Annotated in this window: 24 protein-coding genes and 1 pseudogene; 11 read left to right on the top strand and 14 right to left on the bottom strand. The window is 71.0% G+C overall.

The genetic code is table 11. The features are described from left to right. Window positions 1–6 precede the first annotated feature (6 nt). The 7 genes from ACZ3I4_RS02245 to ACZ3I4_RS02215 all read right to left on the bottom strand — a co-directional run bounded on the left by ACZ3I4_RS02245 (window position 7) and on the right by ACZ3I4_RS02215 (window position 8655). Complete coding sequence (locus ACZ3I4_RS02245) at window positions 7–1014, bottom strand: iron-siderophore ABC transporter substrate-binding protein (RefSeq protein WP_465380019.1); 1008 nt, start codon at window positions 1012–1014, stop codon at window positions 7–9. Window positions 1015–1089: 75 nt separating this feature from the next. After that, entirely contained in the window at window positions 1090–2481 is a 1392-nt protein-coding gene (locus tag ACZ3I4_RS02240; RefSeq protein ID WP_465380018.1) for a M14 family zinc carboxypeptidase, read from the bottom strand. Between the two features lie 16 nt (window positions 2482–2497). After that, window positions 2498–4651, bottom strand: coding sequence for an FtsX-like permease family protein (locus tag ACZ3I4_RS02235; RefSeq protein ID WP_465380017.1), 2154 nt, complete (start codon window positions 4649–4651; stop codon window positions 2498–2500). A 14-nt stretch (window positions 4652–4665) separates the two neighbouring features. Next, window positions 4666–5382, bottom strand: coding sequence for an ABC transporter ATP-binding protein (locus ACZ3I4_RS02230; protein ID WP_465380443.1), 717 nt, complete (start codon window positions 5380–5382; stop codon window positions 4666–4668). A gap of 109 nt (window positions 5383–5491) precedes the next feature. Next, entirely contained in the window at window positions 5492–6136 is a 645-nt protein-coding gene (locus ACZ3I4_RS02225) for a response regulator transcription factor (RefSeq protein WP_465380016.1), read from the bottom strand. Next, complete coding sequence (locus tag ACZ3I4_RS02220; protein WP_465380015.1) at window positions 6124–7323, bottom strand: sensor histidine kinase; 1200 nt, start codon at window positions 7321–7323, stop codon at window positions 6124–6126. Before ACZ3I4_RS02220 ends, ACZ3I4_RS02225 begins: the two co-directional genes overlap by 13 nt. 6 nt (window positions 7324–7329) lie before the next feature. Further along, window positions 7330–8655, bottom strand: coding sequence for a DedA family protein (locus tag ACZ3I4_RS02215; RefSeq protein ID WP_465380014.1), 1326 nt, complete (start codon window positions 8653–8655; stop codon window positions 7330–7332). Window positions 8656–8782: 127 nt separating this feature from the next. Between ACZ3I4_RS02215 and ACZ3I4_RS02210 the strand changes: the two genes are divergently transcribed. The 5 genes and pseudogenes from ACZ3I4_RS02210 to ACZ3I4_RS02190 all read left to right on the top strand — a co-directional run bounded on the left by ACZ3I4_RS02210 (window position 8783) and on the right by ACZ3I4_RS02190 (window position 13267). Beyond that, window positions 8783–9370, top strand: a complete 588-nt coding sequence (locus tag ACZ3I4_RS02210) for a copper resistance CopC family protein (protein ID WP_465380013.1) — start codon at window positions 8783–8785, stop codon at window positions 9368–9370. Between the two features lie 62 nt (window positions 9371–9432). Next, a pseudogene (locus ACZ3I4_RS02205) lies at window positions 9433–10010 on the top strand (IS607 family transposase). Beyond that, entirely contained in the window at window positions 10007–11386 is a 1380-nt protein-coding gene (gene tnpB / locus ACZ3I4_RS02200; RefSeq protein ID WP_465380012.1) for an IS607 family element RNA-guided endonuclease TnpB, read from the top strand. Before ACZ3I4_RS02205 ends, tnpB begins: the two are co-directional and overlap by 4 nt. A gap of 23 nt (window positions 11387–11409) precedes the next feature. After that, window positions 11410–12540, top strand: coding sequence for a Gfo/Idh/MocA family protein (locus ACZ3I4_RS02195; RefSeq protein WP_465380011.1), 1131 nt, complete (start codon window positions 11410–11412; stop codon window positions 12538–12540). A gap of 1 nt (window position 12541) precedes the next feature. Next, entirely contained in the window at window positions 12542–13267 is a 726-nt protein-coding gene (locus tag ACZ3I4_RS02190; RefSeq protein ID WP_465380010.1) for an NAD-dependent epimerase/dehydratase family protein, read from the top strand. On the opposite strand, the gene ACZ3I4_RS02185 is transcribed toward ACZ3I4_RS02190, so the two are convergent. Further along, complete coding sequence (locus ACZ3I4_RS02185) at window positions 13257–13694, bottom strand: SRPBCC family protein (protein WP_465380009.1); 438 nt, start codon at window positions 13692–13694, stop codon at window positions 13257–13259. The genes ACZ3I4_RS02190 and ACZ3I4_RS02185 overlap by 11 nt on opposite strands. A gap of 118 nt (window positions 13695–13812) precedes the next feature. On the opposite strand from ACZ3I4_RS02185, the gene ACZ3I4_RS02180 reads away from it, so the two are divergent. After that, window positions 13813–14595, top strand: coding sequence for a polysaccharide lyase family 7 protein (locus tag ACZ3I4_RS02180; protein ID WP_465380008.1), 783 nt, complete (start codon window positions 13813–13815; stop codon window positions 14593–14595). Between the two features lie 89 nt (window positions 14596–14684). Further along, a complete protein-coding gene (locus ACZ3I4_RS02175) occupies window positions 14685–15263 on the top strand; it encodes a hypothetical protein (RefSeq protein WP_465380007.1) in 579 nt (192 codons plus the stop codon). Here the strand turns inward: ACZ3I4_RS02175 and ACZ3I4_RS02170 are convergent. From ACZ3I4_RS02170 to ACZ3I4_RS02160, 3 genes are read right to left on the bottom strand one after another with little or no spacing between them, the layout of a single operon-like run. Continuing rightward, window positions 15260–16423, bottom strand: coding sequence for an ABC transporter permease (locus ACZ3I4_RS02170; protein WP_465380006.1), 1164 nt, complete (start codon window positions 16421–16423; stop codon window positions 15260–15262). The genes ACZ3I4_RS02175 and ACZ3I4_RS02170 overlap by 4 nt on opposite strands. Further along, window positions 16420–17052, bottom strand: coding sequence for an ABC transporter ATP-binding protein (locus ACZ3I4_RS02165; protein ID WP_465380442.1), 633 nt, complete (start codon window positions 17050–17052; stop codon window positions 16420–16422). The genes ACZ3I4_RS02170 and ACZ3I4_RS02165 overlap by 4 nt, the downstream gene beginning before the upstream one ends. Before the next feature lie 26 nt (window positions 17053–17078). Next, window positions 17079–18128 (bottom strand): hypothetical protein, encoded by a 1050-nt coding sequence (locus ACZ3I4_RS02160; protein WP_465380005.1) that lies wholly within the window; start codon window positions 18126–18128, stop codon window positions 17079–17081. 91 nt (window positions 18129–18219) lie between these two features. Between ACZ3I4_RS02160 and ACZ3I4_RS02155 the strand changes: the two genes are divergently transcribed. The 3 genes from ACZ3I4_RS02155 to ACZ3I4_RS02145 are packed head-to-tail and all read left to right on the top strand — an operon-like array spanning window position 18220 to window position 21300. Continuing rightward, window positions 18220–18912, top strand: a complete 693-nt coding sequence (locus ACZ3I4_RS02155) for a response regulator (RefSeq protein WP_465380004.1) — start codon at window positions 18220–18222, stop codon at window positions 18910–18912. Beyond that, the gene (locus tag ACZ3I4_RS02150) at window positions 18909–20693 is read left to right on the top strand and encodes a sensor histidine kinase (RefSeq protein ID WP_465380003.1); all 1785 of its coding nucleotides are present in this window, start codon (window positions 18909–18911) and stop codon (window positions 20691–20693) included. The genes ACZ3I4_RS02155 and ACZ3I4_RS02150 overlap by 4 nt, the downstream gene beginning before the upstream one ends. 28 nt (window positions 20694–20721) lie before the next feature. Beyond that, on the top strand, window positions 20722–21300 hold the full coding sequence (locus tag ACZ3I4_RS02145; protein ID WP_465380002.1) for a GTP cyclohydrolase II: 579 nt from the start codon (window positions 20722–20724) through the stop codon (window positions 21298–21300). 223 nt (window positions 21301–21523) lie between these two features. On the opposite strand, the gene ACZ3I4_RS02140 is transcribed toward ACZ3I4_RS02145, so the two are convergent. Both ACZ3I4_RS02140 and ACZ3I4_RS02135 read right to left on the bottom strand, forming a co-directional pair. Then, entirely contained in the window at window positions 21524–21739 is a 216-nt protein-coding gene (locus tag ACZ3I4_RS02140) for a hypothetical protein (RefSeq protein WP_465380001.1), read from the bottom strand. A gap of 243 nt (window positions 21740–21982) precedes the next feature. Next, entirely contained in the window at window positions 21983–22573 is a 591-nt protein-coding gene (locus ACZ3I4_RS02135) for a TetR/AcrR family transcriptional regulator (RefSeq protein WP_465380000.1), read from the bottom strand. A 61-nt stretch (window positions 22574–22634) separates the two neighbouring features. On the opposite strand from ACZ3I4_RS02135, the gene ACZ3I4_RS02130 reads away from it, so the two are divergent. After that, a complete protein-coding gene (locus ACZ3I4_RS02130) occupies window positions 22635–24356 on the top strand; it encodes an ABC transporter ATP-binding protein (RefSeq protein WP_465379999.1) in 1722 nt (573 codons plus the stop codon). Here ACZ3I4_RS02130 and ACZ3I4_RS02125 read toward each other — a convergent pair. After that, window positions 24349–25107 (bottom strand): DUF899 domain-containing protein, encoded by a 759-nt coding sequence (locus ACZ3I4_RS02125; protein ID WP_465379998.1) that lies wholly within the window; start codon window positions 25105–25107, stop codon window positions 24349–24351. The two genes, ACZ3I4_RS02130 and ACZ3I4_RS02125, sit on opposite strands and share 8 nt — an antisense overlap. Between the last annotated feature and the right edge of the window lie 86 nt (window positions 25108–25193).

Below are 25193 nucleotides of genomic sequence, written 5' to 3'. Positions count from 1 at the left end.
CGGACGTCAGCCGGCGGCGGTGGCCAGCAGCGGGGTGACCTTGTCCACGGCGAAGGACAGGCCGGCGACGGACGAGCTCGAGAACGCGTTCGAGATGTCCTTGTCGTCCATGTAGGCGACGTGACCGGCCTTGACCGACGGCACGGCCTGGAACAGCTTGTCGCCCTTGACCTGGTCGAGCGTGGCCTGGATGAGGAACACGACGGTGACGTCGGCGTCGGCCAGGTCGAGCTGCTCGTTGGAGAGCGTGATGTAGAAGGAGTCCTTCTTGAGGGCCTCGATCGCCGGCGCGTTCTTGAAGCCGAGCTTGGTGAGGAAGTCGACCCGGCCGTCACCGGTGACGTAGGCGCCCCAGCCGTCGCCGGTGCGGGCGATCGCGGCGACGGTCTTGTCCTTGAAGCCCGGGTTGGCCGCGGCGGCCGCGGTGAACTTGGCGTCCAGGTCGGTCTTGAGCTTGGCCGCCTCGGTCTGCTTGCCGAGCGCCTTGCCGATCATGTCGAGCTGCTGCTCCCAGGTGGTCAGATACATCTCGCCGCCCTTGGGGACGTCGACCACGGGGACGCCGAGCTTAGCCAGCGAATCGTGCCGGGCCTTGTCGCCGCTCGAGCGGGTGTCGAGGATCAGGTCGGGCTTGAGGGCCGCCACCTTCTCCATGTCGAGCTCGAGGGTGCCGAGGATCTCGGGCGGGGTCGTGTATTTGCCGGCGTTCCACGGGCCCTGGCCGTCGCCGCCGAAGGCCAGCCAGTCGGCCGCGCCCACGGGCTGCACGCCGAGCGACAGCGCGACGTCGGCGTCGCTCCAACCCAGAGCGACGACGCGCTCGGGCTGCTTACTGACCGTGACGTCGCCGAAGGCGGTGGTGATCGTGACCGGGAAGGCCGCGGCGGCCGACGTGCCCGCATCGGGTGCGGCGTCGTCCTCCGTGCCGGTCGTCGAGCAGCCGGAAAGGGCCACCACGGCGCTCAGAATGGCGACCGGGACAAGCCGGCCGGCCCGGGAAAACGGAAGTCGCATCAAGGCTCCATAAGTCTTCAAAGGTGAGCCTAACCTAACGGCCAGAACCATATCCGCAAGTGAGAGCCATGAAGGTCACAATTGCAAACGTCCCGCTAATTGAGCCGCGGCGGCGATGGTGGCCGCGTACTGCACGCCGACGAGACGCCGGATCTCGATCGGCTCCAACTCGGCCACCCGGGCGTCCTCGTCCAGCCATTCGGCGTAGCGCTGTTCCACCTCGGCCAGTGCGGAGCGGACGGCCGCGCGCACATTGCCCACCGCGGCCTCGCCCCGCAGGGCCCGGAGCAGGATTCCGCCGTAGCGCAGCCGCCACTCGTGCACGTTCAGCTCGAGCGAGTTGGCTTCGGCCACAGTGGCCGGACGCTGCGACACCGGGTCCTTGCTGCGCGCGAGCCGCTCTTGCGCGGCGCCCTCCACGACCGTGGCGTAGAAGCGGGCCGCCCGCCAGTACGGCGAGGTGGGCGCGATCAGGAAAAGCTCGACCGCGGCCAGCGTACGGGTGAGGAGCTCGCCCAGATCGGCCAGCGCGACGGCGTTGCCGGCCAGAGCCTCCGCGTACGCCACCCCGGCCGGTGCGGTGTCTCCCGCGCGCGGGTCCAGCCAGTACGGCAGCTCGCTGACCAGCACCAGCGCGCCCCACCGCTCGGCGTACCAGGTGGTGCTGCCGCCCTCGAAGATCCACGGCTGGCGGCGGGCCATCGTGCGCTCGTAGACCGTCGCCAGCGGCGTGGCCTCGTAGATCGCGTCGTCGAGCATCTCGAGGTCGGGCGCCTCGGGTTCGCCGCGATCGAGCGGGATGCCCAGATGCTCGGGGATCCGCTGCAGGACCGGGTGCAGGGCCGGCTCGGAGCGGCTCAGCCAGTAGTAGGCGCCGCCCAGCTCGCTGTTGTGCAGCGACGCGACCAGGGCCGGCCGATGCGCGTCGATCAGCCGCATCAGCGCCTGCGTCTCCGGGATCGGCTCGTCGAAGTAGGCGTCCCCGTGGTTGATCGGGAACGTCCACTCGACCTGGTCGCGGCCGGCCGGCCGATAGAAATGCCGGGCGTAGTGGCTGCGGGTGAACGGGCCGCGCAGCCAGCCCTCGTTGAGCCGCAGCCCGTCCGGGTCGACGCAGTCCACCACGCGCCACCGGTGACCGAGGCGTTCGCGCAGCTCACGGTCGGCGCAGAGGCGTTCCGCCAGGTGCAGGGCGGTGAGACCGCCGATCGGCTCGTTGGGGTGCGGCAGGCCGAAGGCGAGGGCTTCGGGAAGGTCGGCGCCGTCGTCGGAGATCGTCAGGGACCAGAGGGGATTGCCCTGCCGGGAACTGCCGCACCGGCGCAACGAGGCGACGCCGGGGTGACGTTCCGCGACCCGCCGCAGTCCGGCGTGCAGTTCGTCGACCCCGGCGAAGGCCTCGTACGCCGGCACGGTCTCGATCTCGGCGAGGAGCCAGGCGGGGAGCGCGGCAGGAAGGGTGTCCATCCCGCCATCCTCCCCGCTATTCCTTGGTGCCCGCTGCTTCCACGGGCGGAACCCGCAGCAGCCGGCTCACCGGCAGGATCGTCGTGACCAGGGCCAGCACGGTCGCGCCGCCCAGCACGATCGCCCAGCCCATCGGCGGCACGTAGGGCACCAGCGAGCCGGTCAGCGCCCGCACCACGGCCACCAGCGTCATCCCGGCGATCACCACGCCCACCGTGAGCGCCGCCCCGAGCAGCCCCACCTGCTCGGCGTTGACCATGCGCCGCACCTGACGCCGGGTCACGCCGGCCAGCCGCAGCACCGCCAGCTCGCGGCCGCGGGCCAGGGCCGCCATCACCATCGTGTTGCCGGACGCGAGCGCCGCGTACGCCACCATCACGGTGATCAGCAGCTTGTTGAGCCAGGCGCTGACGGCCAGGTCACGGCTCAGCTGCCCGGTCAGTTCGGCGGACGTCCGCACCTGCCCGAACGATGCCAGCTGCTGGTCGGCGCGGCCGTCGGTGCGCACCAGGATCTCGTCGTACGGCCCCGACCGGTACGGCAGCACCACGTCGCCGAAGCCCATCCCGCGGTCGTAGACGGCGATCACCTCGCGCTTGACCGGGGTGCCGTCGGCCAGCCACATCTCGGCCTGGTCGCCGACCTTCCAGCCCGAGGACGACGCCTGCAGGGCCGAGACCGCGATCGTGTCGCCGGTGAGCCGGTCGAGGCTGCCCTCGCGCACCTTCAGGTCCATGGTGGACGCGAGCTGGGCCGGTTCGACCGCCCGGGCCACCACCGGCTCGGCGCCGTCGAAGACGCGGACCACCACCGAGGTGTGCTGCACCCCGGTCGCCGCCTGGACGCCCGCGGTGCGGCGCACGCGGTCGGCCGTCGACGCGGGCAGGCCCTCCGGCGTGACCAGGGCCCGGTCGGCCAGCATGCCGTCGCGGCTCTGGGTGACCGTCTGGCGTTCCAGGTTGTCCTGCAGGAACCACACCGAGCCGCCGAAGCCGACCGACAGCACGAGCGCGCTCAGCACGGCGGCCATGCCCCGCGCGTTGGCCCGCAGGTTGGCCACGGCCAGGTCGCCCGAGACCCCCCACACCGTACGCAGGACCGGCGCGAGCAGCCGGGCGGCGTACTCGTTGATCCAGGGCGCGAGCAGCGCGACCGCCATCACGAACAGGTAGAGCATGCCGACCGCGGCGGCCATCGCGGCCGTGCCCGAGGTTCCGGCGGCGAAGAACGTCGACGCCACCGCGGCGGCCAGCGTGAACAGGCCGGAGGCGAGCCGGATGCGGCCGCCGCGAGGGGGCTCGACGGCGATCTCGCCCAGCGCCTCGGCCGGGCGGATGCGGGCCACCCGGCGGGCCGCGATCCGGGCCGCGCCCAGGGCGATCAGCAAGGTGGTGAGGGTGGCGAAGGCAGCGGCGATCGCGGGGTTGACGATCGGGAAGCTGTCCGGAAGGAAGCCGCGGGCGACCAGTTCGTCGTGGACCCAGGCGGTCGACCAGAGCCCGGCCGGGATGCCGATCGCGGCCGAGGCCAGGCCGACCACGGCCGCCTCGGCGACGACCAGGGTGCGTACCTGCCGCGGGGTGGCGGCGACGGCGCGGAGCAGGGCCAGGTCGCGGCGGCGGTGCCGGACGGACAGGCCGACGGTGCCGGCCACGACGAAGACGATCAGCAGCACCACGTACCCGCCGAACGCGCTGCCCGCCTCGAGCAGCAGGGAGCGGGCCTCGATTGAGGTGGACGACTCGGCCCAGCCGCGGTCCTTCCCGGCGTACGCCTCGACTCCGGCCTCCTTGGCCAGGCCATCGATCTGCCGGATGGCGTCCGGGGAGGCGACCTTGACCGCGATGGCCTGCGGGTCGGCCTGGACGTCGGTCACCCCCGGGACGGCCCGGATCCGGTCGGCGAGCTCGGGCGGCACCTTGCCCTCGGGCAGCGGCACCTTCGAGGTGGTGACCTCGCCGTCGAACTCCTTGGTCGTGACCTCGATGTGGCGGTGCGCGACCACGACGTCGGCCGCCGCGTACCGCTGGGGTTCGGGCTGATAACGCAGACCCGACTCGATGAACACGGACAGGGTCATCAGGATCATCACGCCGCCGGCCAGGGCGAACAGGGTGGCGATGGACGTGCCGGGGCGCTGCCGGAGCAGGCGCATGGCCAGGTTGAACATGGGATTCGCTCCTCTCACCGGGTCGCGAGCAGTTCGGCGATCTTTTCGGCGCCCAGCTGCGGCAGGTCACGGACGATCCGGCCGTCGGCCAGCACGAGCACGCGGTCGGCGTACGACGCGGCCACCGGGTCGTGCGTCACCATCACCACGGTCTGGCCGAACTCGTCGACCATCGAGCGCATCAGGGTCAGCACCTCGGCCGCGGTCCCGGTGTCGAGCGCGCCGGTCGGCTCGTCGGCGAAGACCACGTCGGGGCGTACGGCGAGGGCGCGGGCGATGGCGACGCGCTGCTGCTGACCGCCGGAGAGCTGGGCCGGGCGGTGCGACAGCCGCTGGGTCAGGCCGACCCGCTCGACCACGCTCGCCACCCACTGCCGGTCCGGCTTCTCACCGGCCAGCTTGGCGGGCAGCAGGATGTTCTCCTCGACGGTGAGCGCGCCGATCAGGTTGAACGCCTGGAAGACGAAGCCGATGCGGTCCCGCCGCAGCTCGGTCAGCTTGGTCTCGGACAGCTTCGACAGCTCGGTGCCGCCGACCCAGACCTGGCCCGAGGAGGGGCGGTCGAGACCGGCGGCGGTCTGCAGCAGCGTGCTCTTGCCCGAGCCGGACGGGCCCATGACGGCGGTGAACGTGCCGCGGGCGAACGCCGCGTCCACCCCGGCCAGGGCCACGACCTGTTGCCCGTCGGTGGCGTACGTGCGGGTGAGTCCTTCGACCCGGACCGCGACCATGTCGTCCATCACTGCGCCTCTCGGTGTGCGTTTCGCTGACACCAAGAACGCTATTTATCGCAGTGGTCAAGATCGATGAAGACAGCTGGCCTCTTCGCGGTACAGCAGGCTATACCTCCAGGTAACGCAGCACGGCGGTCACGCGCCGGTCGGCGCGATCGCTCGGCGCGAGGTCGAGCTTGGCGAAGATGCTGCGGATGTGCTTGTGCACGGCGCCCTCGGTGACCACCAGCCGCTCGGCGATCGCCACGTTGCCCAGGCCCTCGGCCATCAGCGCGAGCACGTCGCGCTCGCGGGGGCTCAGCCGTTCCAGGCCGTTGTCCGAGCGGTTGCGCGAGAGCAGCAGCCCGACCACCTCGGGGTCGACGGCCGTGCCGCCCTCGGCCACCCGGTGCAGCGCCTCCAGGAACTCCTCGACCCGGCCCACCCGCTCCTTGAGCAGATAGCCGAGCCCCGCCGCGCCACCGGCCAGCAGATCAGTGGCAAAAGCCTGTTCCACGTACGCCGAGAGCACGAGCACGGCCAGCCCGGGCAACCGCCGGCGCGCCTCGACGGCGGCGACGATGCCCTCGTCCGTGTGCGTGGGCGGCATCCGCACGTCGACGATGGCCACGTCCGGTTTGTGGGCCTCGACCGCGGCCAGGAAAGGGGCCGGGCCGTCGGCCGTGGCGACCACGTCGATCCCCTCCGCCCGCAGCAGGAGCGCCAGGCCCTCGCGCAGCAGCGCATCGTCCTCGGCGATCACGATCCGCACGGCAGCTCCACTCGCATCGTCGTCGGCCCACCGGCCGGGCTGGTCAGGGTGAGGCTTCCGTCGTACGCCTCGACGCGGCGCCGGATCCCGGTGATCCCGGACCCGCCGTGCTCGTCGGCGCCACCGCTGCCGTTGTCCTCGATCGTCACTTCGAGCCGTTCGCCGTGCAGGCGGGCCGTGACCGAGGCGGCGGTCGCCCCGCTGTGCTTGTTGATGTTCGTGAGCGCCTCGGCCACCACGAAATAGGCCGTCGCCTCGACCGACGCCGCGCACCGGCGGGGCAGCCGGACGTCGAGGCGGCACGGCACGCCCGAGTCACCGGCCAGACCGGCCAGCGCGCCGTCGAGCCCCCGGCCGTCGAGCACCGGCGGGAGGATGCCACGCACGACCGTACGCAGCTCGGCCAGGGCCTGTTCGGCCGCGTCCTGGGCCCGGTCGAGCATCTGGCCGGCCGACGCCGGGTCGCGCGCCACCGCCCGGCGGGCCGCGCCGAGCAGCATGCTGACCGCGACCAGGCGGTTCTGCGCGCCGTCGTGCAGCGAGCGTTCGATGCGGCGCAGCTCGGCCGCGTGCGCGTCGAGGGCCGCGGCCCGGGTGGCGGTCAGCTCGGCCACCCGCAACGACAGGTCGGTGCCGGGCGGCGGGGCCAGCAGGCGGCGTCCTGGCCAGGCCTGCGCCCGGGCCAGCAGAGGCGCCGTGGCCAGGCCGAACACGACCCAGCCGAGGCCGTACAGACCCACCAGGAGCGCCCCGAGCTGGTCGTGGACCCGCCAGAAGACCAGGCCGGGCGCCGACTCGGGCGAGGCCAGCGACCACCACAGCGGATAGGTGACGGTCTGCACCGACGAGACCGGGACGATCAGGCCGAACGCGCTGAGAAAGAACCCGGCTGTGGCGTGCTCGACGAGCCAGATCAGTTCCCGCCGGCTGAACTTCTCGGACACCGGGCCCAGGATCTCGGGACCCCAGCGCGACAGCCGGGATCGTTCACGGTCGGCGACCGAGCGGACGGCCCGGCGGGCGTACGGGATCAGCAGCAGACCGAGGCCGACCGGGCACAACAGGGCCACGATGACCAGCCAGAAGACCGTGCCCAGGGCGAGGGCCGCCGTGCCGAAGCCGCCGAGCAGCCGCTGGAGGCCGTCGACGGTGACATGCGCCCGGCGGCGCAGACCATCGACGCTCATAGCCCGTCACACTAGGACATCGGCGGGCCGGGAGGTCCGGGACGCCCAGATCGCCCCGTTGAGCACCGCCCAGGCGGCTCCCAGCAGCACCGCGGCGATCGTCTCGCTGAGGCTGCTCCAGCCCAGATAGACCCACGAGCCGGCGCAGAGCACCAGGGCCGCGGCGGCCAGGGTGCCCACCGTGACCCGCCGCGGCCAGGTCAGGCGTCTCGACAACAGCCAGGCCACCAGTCCGACGACCGCGGCCAGCTGCGCGGTCTGACCCGCCGCGAGGGCCGCCAAGGACGGGCCGGCGTCGCTCACGGCCTCGCCCGCACCCGACAGGACCAGCGGCATGGGCCCGCCGTATTCGGCGGCGGACGGGAACAACACCTCGGGCGGACCCTGCCAGGACGGCGGGTCGATGATGGCCAGGACCAGCGTCAGAACGACCAGGGGCAGCAGCGGGGCCAGGCCGTCGAGCAGTCCCGAGCGCCGCCACCAGGCCCGGGCCAGCACGACCACGGCGGCCACCCCGAGCAGCATCTCGGGGCTGACCGAGCCGGCCAGCTCGAGCGCGAACCGGTAGCCGTCGGACGTCCACTGGCTGCGCGCCCACTCCGTGACCGCGTCGTCGGCCGCGGACAGACCGCTCAGCTTGACGATCAGCGGCATGACGAACACCAGCAGCAGGGCGAACAGCACCAGCGCGGTCAGGCTGGTCAGCACCCGGGCGGCACGGCTGTCGGCCAGAACAGGCACCTCCGGCACCCGCATCGGGTGGCCGCCCAACCAGCGGCCGGCCAGCACGAGCACCACGAGCAGGGCAGTCAGGACGGCCAGGGCGCCACCGGCCCGGCCCGCGCGGGCGGCCAGCACGTCGTAGGAGGCGCCGGCCAGGTAGCTGCCGAGCACCAGCCACAGGGACCAGCCGACCGCGGCCGGGCTGTGAAAGGCGGCGAACCTCCGGTACGGCACCCCGTTCATCCCGGCCAGCCGGGGCACGAGCGTACGGGCCCCGGCCACCCACTGTCCGAAGAAGACGGACCGCCCGCCGTAGCGCTCGAAGATCCGCTCGGCCCGCCGCCAGTGCCGCTCCTTGACCCACCTCGACCGCGGCCCGCGGCGCCGCCCGGCGAAATATCCCCCCGTGCCGCCGAGCAGCGCCGCCCCCACCGCGACCAGCGCGGCCGGGACGATGCCCACCACCCCCTCGTTGGCGAGCAAGCCCAGCGCGACCAGGGCGGTGGCCGACGGCAGCACCAGACCGGCGAGCACGGCCCCCTCGGTCGCCACGAGCACAGCCACTACAGCCAGGGCCAGGCCGGCCGGGAGGTCGTCGAGGAAGGGCACGCACGCAGACTATGGACGCGCACACCCCAGGCGAATCGGTGAGATTCCCCTAAGCTCGGCCGGGAACTTTTCTGCTCCGGGGAGCGACCAACCACTCCCCTGTCCCGGACCTAAGGACCTGTGACCCATGACCAAGCCCGTGACCCGCCTGCTCGTCGCCCTGGCCGCGATGCTGGCGGTGCTGCTGCCCGGCGCGCCGGCGCTCGCCCACAACGCGCTGGCCGAGGCCACCCCGGCCAAGGGGTCCACGGTCAAGAAGGCCCCGACGAGCGTCAAGCTCAAGTTCCTGCAGAAGCTCAACGCCGAATACACCACGGTCACGCTGAGCAGCGCCGCCAAGATCGAAATCTCGCAGCCCAAGGTCGACGGGGCCACCGCCACGATCAACTTCGACCCGCTGACCAACGGCGCCTACACAGTGGCGTACCGGGTGGTCTCGCTGGACGGCCACACGGTCCAGGGTTCCTACAAGTTCACCGTCGCCGACCCCACCGCCACGGCCGCGCCGACCACCGAGCCCACCCCCGCCGCCGACGAGTCCCTGGTCGCCGTGGCCCCGCCGGCCAGCAGCGCCCCGGCGCCGGCCCCCACCACCGACCTGGCCGCCGGCAAGTCGGACGACAGCAACACGGGAACCTTCGTCATTCTCGGCGTCATCGTCCTGGCCCTGCTGGCCTTCGGCGGCTTCCTCTTCGCCCGCCACCGGAGGGCTTAAGGGCGGCTCGCTGTTGGCGCTTCGTGCATCTTTGGCGCTTTTAAGGCAGCTATGATGCTCGCTTGAACCTCAAGGAATGGGCGGCGTCGACCGGCGTCGCGTACATCACCGCTCGGCGGCAGTACGCGGCCGGGACGCTGCCTGTTCCCACCTACCGGATCGGCCGCCTCATCATGGTCGGCGAGCCGGTTACCGGAACGTCGGCCGTAGCCCGGCAGACCGTGGTGTATGCCCGGTGTCGTCGGCCGATCAGAAGCCGGATCTGCAACGGCAGGTCGCCCGGGTGACCGTGTGGGCCACCAGTCAGAAGCTCGGCGTTGACCGGGTGGTCACCGAAGTCGGTTCCGCGTTGAGCGGGCACCGGAAGAAGTTCCTCGCCCTGCTGCGTGACCCGGCCGTGTCGACGATCGTGGTCGAGCACCGGGACCGGTTCGCCCGCTTCGGCGCCGAGTACGTCGAAGCGGTGCTGACCGCGCAGGGCCGCCGCCTGCTGGTGGTCGACCCGGCCGCGGTCGATGACGACCTGGTCCGCGACGTGACCGAGATCCTCACCAGTCTGTGTGCCCGGCTGTACGGCCGTCGCGCTGCCGCGGACCGTGCCCGCCGCGCGGTCGAAGCCGCCATCGAGGATCCGGCGTGAAGACGATCCAGGCGTACCGGTTCGCCCTCGACCTCAGTGCCGGCCAGGAACGCGACGTGCTCGCGCACGCGGGGGCGGCCCGGGTCGCGCACAACTGGGCACTCGCGAAGGTCAAGGCATTGATGGACCAGCGGGCGGCCGAGCGTTCCTACGGTGTGCCGGACGAACAGTTGACGCCGTCGCTGTCCTGGTCGCTGGCCGGGCTGCGTAAGGCATGGAACGCCGCGAAGCCCGAGGTGGCGCCGTGGTGGCCGGAGGTTTCCAAGGAGGCGTTCAACACCGGCCTCGATGCGCTCGCCCGCGGGCTGAAGAACTGGACCGAATCCCGTGCCGGAAAACGCGCGGGCAGGCCGGTCGGCTTCCCGCGGTTCAAGTCCCGCCGCCGCACCACACCGTCGGTGCGGTTCACGACCGGCGCTGTCCGGGTCGAGCCCGACCGGATGCACGTCGTGCTTCCCCGGCTGGGCCGGTTGAAGCTGCACGAGTCGGCCCGCAAGCTGGCCCGCCGCCTGGACAACGGTACGGCCCGGATCATGTCCGCGATGGTGCGGCGTGACGGCGGACGCTGGCATGTGTCGTTCACCGTCGAAATCGAACGCGCCGAACGCGTCTGGGCCCGGCCTGGCAGCACGGTGGGTGTCGACGTCGGGATCAAGCACCTCGCGGTGCTGTCCACCGGCGAGCTGATCGACAACCCGCGTCACCTGGTGACCGCGCAGCAGCGGATGCGCTCGCTTGGCCGGGCGCTGTCACGTAAGACCAGCCCAGATCGGCGTACCGGCCGACGCGCCTCGAAGCGCTGGGAGCGCGCCACAGCCCGGCTCAGCCGCGCGCACGCCCGAGTGGCGAACCTGCGCCGCGACGGTCTGCACAAGCTCACCACCCGGCTCGAGGCCACGCACGGCACGGTCGTGATCGAAGACCTCAACGTCACCGGCATGCTCGCCAACCGGAAACTGGCCCGGCACATCGCCGACGCCGGGTTCGCGGAGATCCGCCGGCAACTGGCCTACAAGACTGCTTGGAACGGTGGCCGGCTGCTCGTTGCCGACCGCTGGTATCCGTCCTCGAAAACTTGCTCGGGCTGCGGCACGGTGAAAACCAAGCTGTCCCTGTCCGAACGCACCTACACCTGTCAGGCGTGTGGCCTGGTCATCGACCGCGACCACAACGCCTCACTCAACCTGGCTGCCCTCGCGGCTCAGTTCGACACCGCCGGGAGTGGCCCGGTGGCAGCACGTGGAGCCGACCAGAAGACCCGCGTCCGCGGGCAGGTGGCCGTGAAGCGTGAACCCGGCACCGCATCAACGGGTCAGACCGGGACCGTCCCACCGCAAGGCAGGACTATCGACCATGTGCTTACTAAAACGCACTGAAAGATAACGGTTAGGCTCCGTCGATGGACGTCGGCGTCGCGGTTGTCGGGTTCGGCTGGATGGGACGGGTGCACGCGCAGGCCTATGCGCGCGTTCCGCACCACTTTCCGGCGATCGGTCCGGTCCGGCTCGTGGCGGTGGCCGATGAGGTGCCGGGGCGGGCCGAGCAGGCCGCCCGGCAGTTCGGGTTCGCGGAGCCGGCCCTGGACTGGCGGGCGCTCGTCGGGGATTCGCGGGTGCAGGCCGTCAGCATCACCGCCCCCAACTTTCTGCACCGCGAGATGGGCAGCGCGTTCGCGGCGGCCGGGCAGCACATCTGGATCGAGAAGCCGGTCGGGCTGAGCGCCGGCGATGCCCGCGCCATCGTCGGGGACGTGCAGGTCACCGTGGGGTTCAACTATCGGAACGCGCCGGCCGTCGAGAAGGCCCGGGAGTTGATCGCGGGCGGGGAGATCGGGACGGTCACGCATGCCCGGTTCCGGTTCCTCAGCGACTACGCGGCCCACCCGGACGGCGCGTTGAGCTGGCGGTTTGAGCGGGCGCGGGGCGGCAACGGGGTGCTCGGCGACCTCGGGGCGCACGGCGTCGACCTGGTGCGCTACCTGCTCGGCGAGATCGGTTCGCTGGTCGCCGACACCGCGGTCTTCATTCCTTCCAGGCCGCGTCCGACCGCCGCCACGGCCGGGCACGAACGGGGCAGCGGCGAGCCGGGGCCGGTCGAGAACGACGACTATTTCGGCAGCCTGCTGCGGATGACCTCCGGCGCGCGGGTGATGCTCGATTGCAGCCGCGTCGCCGTGGGCGAACAGAACAGCTACGGCTTCGAGATTCACGGCACCCGGGGCGCGCTCTTCTGGGACTTCCGCCGGATGGGCGAGCTGGGGGTCGCCGCGGGTTCGTCGTATCAGGACGAACCGGTGCAGACTGTCTTCGCCGGTCCTCTCGACGCGGACTTCGGGGCATTCCAGCCGGGGGCCGGCATTCCGATGGGCTACGACGACCTCAAGGTGATCGAGGCGGCGCGGTTCCTGCGTTCGGTGGCCGACGGGAAGCCGTACGGGGCAACGCTGGTCGACGCGATCCGGGCGGCCGAGGCGCTGGACGCCATGGAGCAATCCGCCGCCTCGGGGTCCTGGATCACGTTGAATCCGTAGCATGGCGGACATTCTCATGACCGGCGCCTCGGGGCGGATCGGGCACATGTTGCGGGAGCGGCTCGACCTTGCCTGGCGGCTCACTCCGGTCGACGTCACCGATGCGACCGCGGTCGTGGAGGCCTCGCGGGGCGTGGAGGCGATCGTGCACCTGGGGGCGATCGCCGGTGGCGGGACGTTCGACGAGGTGCTGTCGGTCAACGTACGCGGCACCGAAAACGTGCTCCGGGCGGCGGTCACGAACGGCGTGCCGCGGGTGGTGCTGGCGTCGAGCAACCACGCGGCGGGTTACTGGTCGCGCGAGGAGGCCGGGCCGGACGGGCTGCCCGACGACGTCACGCCGCGGCCGGACTCGTACTACGGCTGGAGCAAGGCCGCCACGGAGTCGCTCGCGCGGATGTACCACGACCATCACGGGCTGCACGTCGTCTGCCTGCGGATCGGGGCGTGCTTCCCCGAGCCGCGCGAGCCCCGGGACCGGGCGTTGTGGCTGTCCCCCGACGACGCGGCCCGCCTGGTCAAGGCGTCGCTGCGGGCGGACGGATGGCACGTCGTGTGGGGCATTTCGGCCAACGCGGACCGCTGGTTCTCCGGCGCCGGCGCGCAAGCGATCGGCTACGAGCCGCGGGACGACGCGGCCGACTGGCCGATCGACGCGCCCGACTGGTCATGGCCGGAGCATCGCCTGGTCGGCGGGCCGGCGATCGGCCGGCCGCTCACGGGGTGAAGCGACGGGCCAGCTCGGCCAGCCGCACCTTCTGCACGGAAGTGGCCTGTTTGACGACGAAGCCGCGCAGCAGCGACGGGGAGCTGACCTCGACCGATTCGGTGAGGGCGGTGCCGTCGGCCGTGGCGGCGAGGTCGACGGTGGCCCGCAGGCGTACGGCGCCGGGGCTGACCACGTCGCTGACCAGGCGCACGTCGGGGATCTCGCCGGTCAGGGTGACGCGAATGTGGTTGTCCCGGTGGAGCGGGCCGATCCGGAAACGCTCGACGGCCACATAGGTGGTGGCGGCCGGGGTGTGGCGGATGTCGCGGACGGCCACGATCAGCGGGGAGAGCCCGAGGTAGTTGTGCGGGTCGAGCAGGTGGGCGTAGACGGTCGCGGGCGCGGCGGCGAGGTGGACGGTCTCGCTGAACCGGTCGGTCGGCATAGCCCGGATCGTAGGGGGTGGCCGAGGTTGGCAAGCGCTTTCCATTGACAGACGATCGATAGACTTCTTTACTGTTAACCACCTTGCCAATCCCCCAAGAGGCAAAGAGGTATCCCCCATGAAGAAGCGCACCCTGCTCGCCGCCGCGCTGTCCACAGTGGTGGTCGGCGGACTCGGCCTCCTCGGCGTGACCAACGCCAATGCGGCCGCCCTCAACCCCGCCGTCGCCCCCGGCGGCAACTTCAACCTCTCGGTCTGGTCGCTGCAACTGCCCATCGGCTCCCCCGGCAGCCCCGACACCATCTCACCGGCCCAGCTCAAGGGGGCCAACGGGTACACCAACCCGGCCTACTTCTGGACCGACAAGAACGACGGCTCGATGACCTTCTTCGCGCCGGAGAAGGGCGTGACCACCCCCAACTCCAAGTACGCGCGTTCGGAGCTACGCGAGATGAACTCCAACGGCTCGGCCGCCAACTGGTCGCTGGCCGGCAACCACACGCTCAGCGCCGACCTGCGGATCGTGTCGGTCACCAAGAACGTCGCGGTCGGCCAGGTCAAGCTGGGCACCGGCGGCACGTCGACCAAGCCGCTGCTCGAGCTCTACTACCGCGCCAACGGCGACATCTATCTCGGCCAGCAGCGCAGCCCGACCGACGGCCAGACGCTGCACAAGCTGGGCAACGTGCCGATCGGCCAGCGGTGGACCTACGTGATCAACGTGTCCGGCAACAAGGCCAGTCTGACCATCAACGGGAACCGGACCAACTACACGATCCCGTCGTCGTTCAACCCGTACAAGCAGTACTTCAAGGCCGGCTCGTACAATCAGTCGTCCTCCGAGAGCACCTCCAACGGGGCCAAGGTGAAGTTCTACGCCCTGACCGTTCAGCACAACTGAACCTGACAGCTTCCTCACTTCCGGCCGGAAGGCTGGCCGTTCGCCACGGAGCGACACAGCGACGGGCGTACGGGCAAGGAGGTTGTCTCATGCGGAGAAGTCATGCGCTGGTGGTCGCGGCGATCGCGCTGACTGCGGTGTCGGCGTGCGGGTCCAAGGAGGCCGGCGACGACGACGGCGGCGGCGGCACCGGGAAGGTCGCCACGCTGACGAGCACGGCGCCGCAGGCCAAAGCGTCGGACAAGGCGGCGCAGCGTCCGCGGGAACGGCTCGACACCACCCCGGAAGAGTTCGAGGCGATGCTCGGGCCGTACAACAAATGCCTCAAGCAGAAGGGCTTCGCCCCCGACGAACTCAAGCGGAAAGCGGCCGAGGACGCCGGGTTCACCGCGCAACCGGCCGGCAAGGCGATGGACGAGGCGTACCGGGTCTGCGAGGCGCAGTTCTATCCGCTGCCCCCGTGGGAAAAGGACCCGGCCAACCCGGAGGCCCGCGATTTCGCCGTCGCGGTGGTGAAGTGCCTGAAGGCCAAGGGCGTCAAGCTCGTCGAGGTGGCCGACGACGGCCTCAGTTACGCGTTCGGCGGCGAACAGAACGACTCCCGTTCGATCCGGATGGGTTTGGACCTCGCGCCCGACTGCGAGCGCGAGGTCGCCGCAAAAAACTAGATCGAGGCCAGCGCCTGGGTCGGGGTGAGCCGGGCGGCGCGCACGCTGGGATACAACCCGGCGAGCACGCCGATCACGACGGCTCCCCCGGCCCCGGTCAGGGCGGCCTCAACCGGCACGACCAAGGGCCACTGCTGCCACCAGGCGTAGCCGACGGTGGCGGCCAGACCCAGCCCCGCGCCGGCCAGGCCGCCGATGGTGGCCAGCACCACCGACTCGGTCAGGAACTGCAGACGGATCTGGCCGCGGGTGGCGCCCAGCGCCCGGCGCAGACCGATCTCGGAGCGGCGCTCCAGCACGGCCACGACCATCGTGTTGGCCACCCCGATGCCGCCGACGACCAGGGCGACCGCGGCCAGCGCCAGGAACAGCACCGAAAAGCTGCTCTCGGTGGCCCGCTTGGCCGCCAGCGCGTCGGACGGGCGGGTCACGCTCACCCGGCCCGGCCGCTCGGGATAGATCGTCTCGGCCAGCACGCTGCGCACCTGCTCGATCTCGGGCTCCTCGGACCGCACGTACAGGACGGTCGGATGCCCGTCGAAACCCAGCGAACCGCGCGCCGCCTCCCAGCCGACCAGGACCGCGCGGTCGATGTCGGGCGAGAGCGGCGTGGTGGCCAGGATCCCGACCACGGTGAACCGGAGGTCGGCGATCACGACCTGCGGTCCGGGACCTGTGATGCCGAGCCGGGCCGCCGCGATCGAGCCGAGCACCACGGCCGGGAAACGGGCGGTGGCCCCGTTGAGCCACGAACCCGACTGCACCCGCGCGTTGATCGTGCGTGGCAGGTCGAGCCGGCTCGCCAGCACGGTCAGCCCCGAGCCGTTGCCGTCCGAGATCCGGTCGTTGCGGCGTACGAGGGCATGGGTGTTGGCCACCGCGCTGACCTCGGTGACCGGACCGATCCGGCGCACCATCTCGACCGCCGACTCCGGGATGCGCGTGGGCGGCTCCTGATCCGGCACGGCCGTCACCTGCAACGTGTTCGTGCCGAGCGCGGTCAGCTCGTCGAGCAGCGCGGCCTGGCTGGACGCCGGGATGCCGGTGACCACGATCATCGTGGCGATGCCGATCGCGATGCCCAGCGCGGACAGCGCCGCCCGGGCGGGCCGGGTCCGCAACCCCAGAAAGCCCAGGTCGAGCACGTCGATCGGGCTCATGAGCGCACCACCCGCCCGTCGCGGATCTCGATCTGCCGGGGCATCGACGCCGCGATGTCCCGGTCGTGGGTGATCACGATGATCGTGGTCCCCTCGTCGTTGAGCCGGCGCAGCAGCTGCAGCACGGCGTGCCCGTTCGCGCTGTCCAGGGCGCCGGTCGGCTCGTCGGCGAGCACCAGCGACGGCTCGTTGACCAGCGCCCGCGCGATCGCGACGCGCTGCCGTTCACCGCCCGACAGCTGCTGCGGGCGGTGACCCGCGCGATGCCCGAGACCGACCCTGGTCAGCGCCTGCAGGGCCAGCTCGCGGCGGTGGCGGCGCGGCGTCCCGGCGTACAGGAGCCCGGTTGTCACGTTGTCGACGGCGCTCAGCCCGTCGGTCAGATGGAACTGCTGAAAGACGAAGCCGATCTCACGGGCCCGCAGGCGCGACAGTTGCCGATCGCGGAGCCGGGCCACGTCCTGACCGGCGATGGCCACGGTGCCCGAGGTCGGGCGGTCGAGCGTGCCGATGATGTTGAGCAGCGTCGACTTGCCCGAACCGGACGGCCCGACCACCGCCACCAGCTCACCGGCCTCGATGTCGAGGGTGACGCCGGCCAGCGCGGTCACGCCGCCCGGATAGACCATGCTCGCGTCGCGGACCGACAGAACGCTCACGACGCGACCACCACGTCCGTGCCCTCGTCGAGGCCGTCGCCGATGATCTCGACCCAGCCGTCGGCGAACATGCCGGTGCGCACGGCGATCAGTCCGTTCGGTCCCTGCACGGCATAGCCGCCCTCGCTCAGGGCCACGAGCGCCTCGATCGGCGCGGCCAGAACCCCTTTGCGCGTACGCCCGGGGAAGTTGACCTGCACCTCGGCGGTGTCGAGCCGGGCCACGCTCGCGGGCTCGTCCACGGTCACCGTGACGGCAAGCTTCGGCGGACCGCCGCTCCCGCCGTCCTCGCTCGACGTGACGTTCCGGCCGACCGAGAGGACACGAGCCTTCGCCGTACGGTCGTCGGGCAGGTCAACGGTGATGCGGGCGCCCGGCCGGATGGCCGCGGCATCGGCCGGCTCGGCAGCCACGGTGATCACCTTGCGGGTCGACGTCACGGTCATGAGCGGCACGTTGGCCGGCGAGCCGGGCTGCACGGCGATCGACTCCACCCGTACGGCTCCGGACTGCACCTCGACGTCGCCGACCGCGATCGTCCCGGTGACCGGCACCTTCAGGTCCCGCTGCCAGCGTTTGATCGCTCCGATCAGCCCGGGAGTGAGCTCGCCTTCCTCGCGGCTGCGCTGCGAGCCGGTGCGATAGCCGAGCGCGCGCAGGTTGTCGACGACGAGGCGCACATCCCGGCCCTTCATCGCGGGCGTCGCGATCGGCCGGAACAACGGCAGCCCGCCGTAGAAGAGCGTCACCGGCTTGTCGTCCGCGCGGAACAGCTGGTGGCCGCGCCGGATCGTCGTGCCCAGGGCCGGCAACCAGGTCACGGTCGCCTCGGTGTGCCCGGCGAGCGGCCGGCCCGCGCCGAACCCGAGGGACCCCGGCAGCGACGTGACCGTGGACAGGGTCCGCCGCTCGAGCCGGGCCGTCGTGACCGCCACCGTCTCGCGGGCCACCGGCTCCCGGCCGGCCTGATGCCGGGTCGCCACGAACGTCGCGCCGGCCGCCACACCGGCCAGCACGAGGCAGGTGATCAGCCATCGTTTCCACATGGCGACCGAGCGTGGCCGGAGTTCGTCAGGAAATCGTCAGGTATTGCGAGAAGCCGGATCACGCGTGCGGAACGGACCTATCATCGCCGCCATGTGTGCTCAGGTGCTGGTGGCGGAGGACGACCCCCGTCAGGCCGAGGTGGTCCGCCGCTACCTGACCGCGGAAGGTCACGAGGCCGTGGTGGTGCACGACGGGCATGCGGCCCTGGACAGCGCCCGCCGCCTGCGCCCCGACCTGCTGGTGCTCGACGTGATGATGCCCGGGCTGGACGGGCTGCAGGTCTGCCGGACCCTGCGGCAGGAATCGGAGGTTCTGGTGCTGATGCTGACGGCGCGGACAACCGAGGAGGATCTGCTGCTCGGACTCGAGCTCGGGGCCGACGACTACCTGACCAAGCCGTACAGCCCGCGCGAGTTGATGGCCCGGGTGCGGACGTTGCTGCGCCGGGCCCCCCGGGTTCTGGCCGCGGGATCCCGGTTGCGGCAGATCGGCCGGATAGCCGTGGACGGCGAACGGCATCAGGTCACGGTCGACGGCGCGCCGATCGAATGCACGCGCGGCGAGTTCGCGATCCTGTCGGCCATGGCGGAACAGCCCGACCGGGTCTTCACCCGCGCCCAGCTGCTGCACCACACGCGCGGCATCGATCGCAGCTCCACCGAACGCACGATCGACGTGCACGTGATGAACCTGCGCCGCAAGATCGAGATCGATCCGCGCCGGCCCGTACACCTGCTGACCGTCCACGGCGTCGGCTACAAACTGGCCGCGGGCACGCCGTGAGCCGCGGCCGGGTCGCGCTGCGGCACAGCCTGGTCACGCGGCTGCTGGTCACGTCGGTGCTGATCGCCGTGGCCGGGATCGCCTCGACCGCGTGGCTCGCCGTCCGCACGGCCACCCGGGCGATCAGCCAGGAGCAGGGTCGCGCGCTCGCCGACGACAAGGGCGTGTACGACATGCTCGTCACGTACGCGGCCACGCACGCCGACTGGACGGGCGCGCCGGCCCTGATCCAGCAGCGTGCGCAGAAGCTGGGCCGCCGGATCACCCTGATGACCGAGGACCGGGCGGTGATCGTCGACTCCGGGGTGGGTCCCTCGTTGCGGACGGCCCGCCCGTCGGCCGTGGTCGACCCGCTCCACCTGGACCTGAGCCTGACCGGCGGCAGCAACCGCATCGACCGGCGCGTCGTCGGGCCGTTCCGGGTGCCGCCGGCCGAACAGGAATTGCTGCGCCGGGTGGCCGCCGACGAGCTGAACTGCCTGCGCAAATCCGGCGGGGAGGGGACCGTGGGCCAGACCCCGAGCGGGCGGCTGGTGATCACGCAGCGGTCGCCGGGCGTCTTCGACACCGGGTGCGCGCAACTGGAAGCAATCGTCACCAAGAGCGAAAGCCGGGCCCTGCGGTCGCTGGCCCGGTCTGTCGCCCGCTGCCTCAGACTGGACGAACGCCTCTACGAACTGCGTATCAGACCAGATTTCTCGACCTACTTCGCGAAGGCCGGGGATCGGGGGCCGACCGAACGTCCCGTGGCCGGCGTGACCGCGGCGCCCGAGGGTGTGCTCCCGGCCAAGGACGCCTCGCGCCTCGGCGGATGCGTCGAGAAGTCACGGCGAGCAGTTCTTCAGCCGTACGTGGCCCCGCCCGCCCTGCTTTTCGTCACCGACCCCCGATCCGACCCCGACCCGTTCACGCTCTCGACCGAGAACACCGTACGGATCCTGGCCGTGACCGGCGCCGTCCTGCTGGCCACGATCGTCGTCACCGTGCTCGTCGGCCGCCGCCTGGTCCGGCCGTTGCGCGCGCTGACCGACTCGGCCGACCGGCACGTGCCCGCCGCGGTGTCCACAAAAGACGAGATCGGCCGCCTGGCCCGCGCGCTCAACGACTCCACCGAACGACGCGACCGCGCCGAGGCCCAGCGCCGCGCGATGGTGAGCGACGTCGCGCACGAGTTGCGCACCCCGCTCACCAACATCCGCAGCTGGCTCGAGGCCGCGCAGGACGACCTGGCCCCCACCGACGCGCAGTTGCTCACGTTGCTGCACGAAGAAGCGGTGCTGCTGCAGCACATCATCGACGACCTGAGCGACCTGTCCGCCGCCGACGCGGGCACGCTGCGCATCCACCCCGAGCCGATCTATCTGCGCGACGTCCTGACCCAGGTGGTCGACAGCCACCGCGGCGCGGCCAACGGCGTCCACCTGACCATCGACGTCGACGGCGATCCGGTCGTCACGGCCGACCCCGTACGCCTGCGCCAGCTCGTCGGAAACCTGGTCTCCAACGCGATCCGCCACACCCCCGCGGGCGGCACGGTCACGGTCAGCGGCGGCGCGGCCGCCATCACCGTACGGGACACCGGCGTCGGAATCGCCCCCGAAAACCTGCCCCGCATCTTCGACCGCTTCTGGCGCGCCGACGAATCCCGGAGCCGAGCCACCGGCGGCCGTGGCCTGGGCCTGGCCATCGCCCGCAAACTGGCCGAAGCCCACAACTTCACCATCACCGTCGAAAGCACCCTCGGCCAGGGCACCGTCTTCACAGTCAGGCTGGTTGAGTGATCTAGCCACCTCAGGGAACAGCTCCGTCATGGAAATCGTCGAGACGAAGATCCAGACGGCGTACGGGGATTTCCGCATCCTCTGCTACGACGAGGGCCGCCCCCGCGAACCCGACTTCGCGCTGGTGCGGGGCGAAGTGGCCGGGAAACGAGCCGTGCCGGTCCGCATCCAGTCGGAGTGCATCACGGGCCTGCTCCTCCACTCCCTCACATGCGACTGTTACGAGCAGTTCCACGATTCACTGGCCACCATCGCCGGCGCCGGCGGCGTCCTGATATATCTGCGCCAGGAGGGCCGGGCAATCGGCCTGGCCGACAAGCTGCGCGCCTACGTCCTGCAGAAGGCGGGCGCCGACACGATCGAGGCCAACGAGCAGCTGGGCCACGCCGCCGACGAACGCACCTACGACACCGCCGCCCGCATGCTCCGCGACCTGAACATCGCGTCGGTGGCCCTGATGACCAACAACCCGGCCAAGGCGGCCGCGCTGATGAGCCGAGGCGTTGACATCGAGACCACCGTGGTCGTGCCGCCTACGGTCAGGCCCGAGAACCGTCGCTACCTGCAAACCAAGGTCGACCGTTTTGGCCACACCTTTCCCCTCTAGCCGGGCCTTACAGACGGCGTCCTCTCATGCGGCGTTCCCCTCAGCGCGGCGTCCCGTCAGCACGGCGTCCCGTCAGCACGGCGTTCCCGTCAGCACGGCGTTCCCCTCAGCACGGCGTTCCCCTCAGCACGGCGTTCCCCTCAGCACGGCGTTCCCCTCAGCACGGCGTTCCCCTCAGCACGGCGTTCCCTCAGCACGGCGTTCCCCTCAGCACGACGTGCCTCTAGCGGCGGCCGACGAGGAAATACGCCGCCGGGATGACGCCGGCGGAGTTGACCAGCGTGGAGGCGGCCCACACCCATCGCGGGCCCCGGATTTCGGCTGGACCCCGCCGTTTGAGGTCGATCAGCATCGCCGCTTTGAGGCCCGCCTCAACAACGGCAGCACCGATGATCAGCCGCCGCTGCCCCGCACTGCGATCGTTCCAAGTCCTCGCCATGCCCCGACCCTAGCGGCGTCCCAGCGCCCGTCCGAAGTTATCCACAATCGCGAGTTATCCACAGCGGCCCATTCCAAGATCGGCCCTTTGCGCCACAATTGGCCGTGGCCGGTGGCCCCCTGGGAGGGCGGGTAATGCAGTGGGGCCAGTAACGCAATGGGCCAGTAACGCAATGGGCGAGCAACGCGGCGAGCTGTCCCAGTGGGCCGGCAACGCGACGAGCCGATAACGCGACAAGCCGGCCTACTTGACGCGGCCGCCCTCACCCCGTACGGGCTCCGCCAAGCTCGTCACTCCCGGGCGCAGGGCGTTGGTCAGCGTCCGCGTGAGCAGATCGAGCACATAGTGGCGTGACGACCCGGGCCGCTCCCCCAGATAAGACCAGGCCGCATAAAGCTGAGACCACAACAGACTGAGCACCCAGTCAGCAGGCAGGGCCGGGTCGATCGAGCCGTCCCCCCGCCCGCGCTCGATCACCGTGTTGAGGGACGTCTCGTCCTGGGCCTCCCAGCATTCGCCGCCCTGTTCGCTGAAGACCAGGGAGAGCAGCGGGCCGAGGTCGAAATACTCCCGGCAGAGCCGCAGCAACGCCTCGCCGCCGGTGCCGCGTTCGAGTTCGGCCAGGCGCGCCGCCCGTACGAGACGCTCTCCGCCCTCGACGGCGACCGCGGAGAGGAGGTCGGCGCGTTCGGGGAAATACCGGTGCAGCGTTGTGCGCCCGACCTGCGCCGCGGCCGCGATGTCGCCCAGTGAGCAGCTCGGGTTGTCGGCCAGCAGGTCGATCGCGGCATCGATGATCGCCTGCCGCGTGCGGTTCTTCATGCCGGAGGTCACGGCCACACTGTACGGGAATTGGCATTGCCCGCCATGGAACACCTATGTTCCACTACGAATCATGCAGATTCTGCTGCGCCTCCTCCGCCCGCACCTCCCCGTTCTGGTCCTCGGACTGCTTCTGGGCCTGATCTCCAACGCCGCCAACCTCGCCGCCCCGCTGGCCACCAAGCGGATCATTGACACGCTCGGCACCGGCGACGCGCTGGCCGGCCCGATCACGCTGCTGCTCGTGCTCGTCGTGATCGGCGCCGTGATCGGGCTCTGGCAGTGGATCCTGATGGGCACGCTGGCCGAGCAGGTCGTCCTCGACGCGCGACTCTCGGTGATCCAGCGCTATTTCCGGGCGCGGCTGGCCGAGCTGACCGGCCGCCCGACCGGCGAGTTGGTCACCCGGGTGACGGCCGACCCGGGTCTGCTGCACCAGGCGTCGTCGAGCATCGTCGGCCTGATCAACGCGTCGCTGGCCTTCCTCGCGACCCTGGTGCTGATGGGCACGCTCGACGTCGTGCTGCTGCTGTGCACGCTGGCCGCGGTGGTGATCGTGGGCGCGGTCATGGCCGTGCTGCTGCCGACGATCAGCAAGTCGCAGAAGGCGGCGCAGGACGCGGTGGGCGACCTCGGCGGCGAGCTCGAGGGAACGCTCCGGGCCATGCGTACGGTGAAGGCCAGCCGGGCCGAGGAACGCCAGGGTGACCGCATCGAGTCGGACGCGCGGCGGGCCGCCGGCTTCAACATCCGCGCGGCGCGGCGGGCGGCCTGGGTGTGGACGGTCTCGTGGAGCGGAGTCTCGCTGGCCATCATCGCGGTGCTCGGCGTGGGCGCGTGGCGGGCCGACGCCGGCCTGCTCGAGGTCAGCAGCCTGATCGCCTTTCTGCTGTACGCGTTTCAGCTGATGGGCCCGATCGGCGAGCTGACCCAGAACGTGACGGCCCTGCAGTCCGGCATCGCCGCGGCCCGCCGGATCAGCGAGGTGTACGCGATGTCGTCGGAGACGTCCACCCCGACGCCGGGCACGCGGGTCGCCGACGCGCCGGTTTTGTCCGTACGGGAGGTGACTCTGCGCTACGCCGACGGTGGTCCGCCCGCCCTCGACGACGTCACCCTGTCGATCCCGGCGCACGGCCACACGGCGATCGTCGGACCGTCCGGAGCCGGTAAGACGTCGCTGTTCTCGTTGTTGCTGCGCTTCCTCGACCCCGACGCGGGGGAGATCTATCTGCACGGCCGGCCCTACCGGTCGCTCACGCACAGCGAGATCCGCGGCGAGCTGGCGTACGTGGAACAGGAGGCCCCGGTCGTGCCGGGCACCATCCGCGAGAACATCCTGTTCAGCCACCCCGAGGCGTCGGACGAGGAGCTGGAGTCGGTGCTGGCCCGCGTCCACCTGGCCGACAAGGTCGCGTCGCTGCCCCTGGGCGCCGACACCCCGATCTCCGGCGCCGAGCTGTCGGGCGGTGAACGTCAGCGGATCGCCCTGGCCCGCGCCCTGATCCGCACCCCGGCGATCCTGCTGCTCGACGAGGCCACGGCCCAGATGGACGCCTTGACCGAGGCCGCGGTCCAGAGTTCCGTACGGGACCGGGCCGCCACCGGCGCCGTCGTGACCATCGCCCACCGCCTGTCCACAGTGATCGACGCCGACCGCATCATCGTCCTCGACCGCGGCCGGGTCCGGGCCGTCGGCACCCACGATTCGCTCATGGCTTCCGACGACCTGTACCGCGGCCTGGTCGAGGCCTTGCGTATTGCCGTTCCGTCGGCGGCCGGCTCGGTCAGCTGAAGTCGGGAATGGGACCTCGCGAAACATCGGCGCGGCCCTTCGGCTCTTCCCATTCCTCCTGACGGCCGAGGGCGGTCATATCGAGGATCCCGTACGCCCCTCCGGTCTGCTCGGTCCCCCGCGCGTACGTCGAATAGGTGTGGAAAACCTCGTCGCCGCCCTTGACGAAACAGCTCATGCCCGGCTGCTCCATCGGCTGATCGTCGGGGTTGAGCATCCAGTCGAACCCCGCCGCGCGAAGCTCGTCCGCCTCCCGATAGTTGAACCGCACCGGCGCCACCGAGGCATCGATCGTCACGTTGTAGTCGTAGTTGAAATCCGACCCGTACGACGAATACAGCGGAAGACCCCAACCGCGTTTTTCCCCGTACGCCAGGAGCTTGCTCAAAGGCGCCCGGGCGACAACGGCGTAGGTGGTGCTGCGGGCCTTCAAGTGACGAAGAAGCCCCTCGGACAGCTCGTCCACCGCGGCCGTGCAGCTGCCACACCCGTCATCCCAGTCCGGGTGAAACATGAAGTGCTGCACCACGAGTTGCCGCTCCCCGAGAAACAGGTCGGCGAGGGTCACTTCTCCGTCGGCCCCCTCGAACCGATATTCCTTCTCCACCCGGACCATGGGCAGCATCCGCCGGGCGGCATTCAGCCGATCCTTGGCCCGCAGCGCTTCCTTTTCCCTTGTCAGGAGTTCTTTGCGAGCCACCAGCCACTCGTCACGCGACACCACCGCAGGCAGTGAGTTCGTCTCGTCCATACCCCTGAGTCGAAGCCGGCTCGACGATTTTGCCGCGCCGCCGCCCCTCCGGCCGAAGAATTCGATTGCACCCCGGTCGGCCGCCC

This window comes from Actinoplanes sp. NPDC021490, assembly GCF_055562135.1.
This window is presented reverse-complemented; position numbering and strand designations above follow the sequence as displayed.

Bases quoted from the DNA above. Each gene is read 5' to 3' on its own strand.
- ACZ3I4_RS02245 (WP_465380019.1), bottom strand. From the start codon at position 1,014: ATGCGACTTCCGTTTTCCCGGGCCGGCCGGCTTGTCCCGGTCGCCATT.
- ACZ3I4_RS02240 (WP_465380018.1), bottom strand. From the start codon at position 2,481: ATGGACACCCTTCCTGCCGCGCTCCCCGCCTGGCTCCTCGCCGAGATC.
- ACZ3I4_RS02235 (WP_465380017.1), bottom strand. From the start codon at position 4,651: ATGTTCAACCTGGCCATGCGCCTGCTCCGGCAGCGCCCCGGCACGTCC.
- ACZ3I4_RS02230 (WP_465380443.1), bottom strand. From the start codon at position 5,382: ATGGTCGCGGTCCGGGTCGAAGGACTCACCCGCACGTACGCCACCGAC.
- ACZ3I4_RS02220 (WP_465380015.1), bottom strand. From the start codon at position 7,323: ATGAGCGTCGATGGTCTGCGCCGCCGGGCGCATGTCACCGTCGACGGC.
- ACZ3I4_RS02210 (WP_465380013.1), top strand. From the start codon at position 8,783: ATGACCAAGCCCGTGACCCGCCTGCTCGTCGCCCTGGCCGCGATGCTG.
- ACZ3I4_RS02195 (WP_465380011.1), top strand. From the start codon at position 11,410: ATGGACGTCGGCGTCGCGGTTGTCGGGTTCGGCTGGATGGGACGGGTG.
- ACZ3I4_RS02190 (WP_465380010.1), top strand. From the start codon at position 12,542: ATGGCGGACATTCTCATGACCGGCGCCTCGGGGCGGATCGGGCACATG.
- ACZ3I4_RS02185 (WP_465380009.1), bottom strand. From the start codon at position 13,694: ATGCCGACCGACCGGTTCAGCGAGACCGTCCACCTCGCCGCCGCGCCC.
- ACZ3I4_RS02180 (WP_465380008.1), top strand. From the start codon at position 13,813: ATGAAGAAGCGCACCCTGCTCGCCGCCGCGCTGTCCACAGTGGTGGTC.
- ACZ3I4_RS02175 (WP_465380007.1), top strand. From the start codon at position 14,685: ATGCGGAGAAGTCATGCGCTGGTGGTCGCGGCGATCGCGCTGACTGCG.
- ACZ3I4_RS02170 (WP_465380006.1), bottom strand. From the start codon at position 16,423: ATGAGCCCGATCGACGTGCTCGACCTGGGCTTTCTGGGGTTGCGGACC.
- ACZ3I4_RS02165 (WP_465380442.1), bottom strand. From the start codon at position 17,052: ATGGTCTATCCGGGCGGCGTGACCGCGCTGGCCGGCGTCACCCTCGAC.
- ACZ3I4_RS02160 (WP_465380005.1), bottom strand. From the start codon at position 18,128: ATGTGGAAACGATGGCTGATCACCTGCCTCGTGCTGGCCGGTGTGGCG.
- ACZ3I4_RS02155 (WP_465380004.1), top strand. From the start codon at position 18,220: ATGTGTGCTCAGGTGCTGGTGGCGGAGGACGACCCCCGTCAGGCCGAG.
- ACZ3I4_RS02145 (WP_465380002.1), top strand. From the start codon at position 20,722: ATGGAAATCGTCGAGACGAAGATCCAGACGGCGTACGGGGATTTCCGC.
- ACZ3I4_RS02140 (WP_465380001.1), bottom strand. From the start codon at position 21,739: ATGGCGAGGACTTGGAACGATCGCAGTGCGGGGCAGCGGCGGCTGATC.
- ACZ3I4_RS02130 (WP_465379999.1), top strand. From the start codon at position 22,635: ATGCAGATTCTGCTGCGCCTCCTCCGCCCGCACCTCCCCGTTCTGGTC.
- ACZ3I4_RS02125 (WP_465379998.1), bottom strand. From the start codon at position 25,107: ATGGACGAGACGAACTCACTGCCTGCGGTGGTGTCGCGTGACGAGTGG.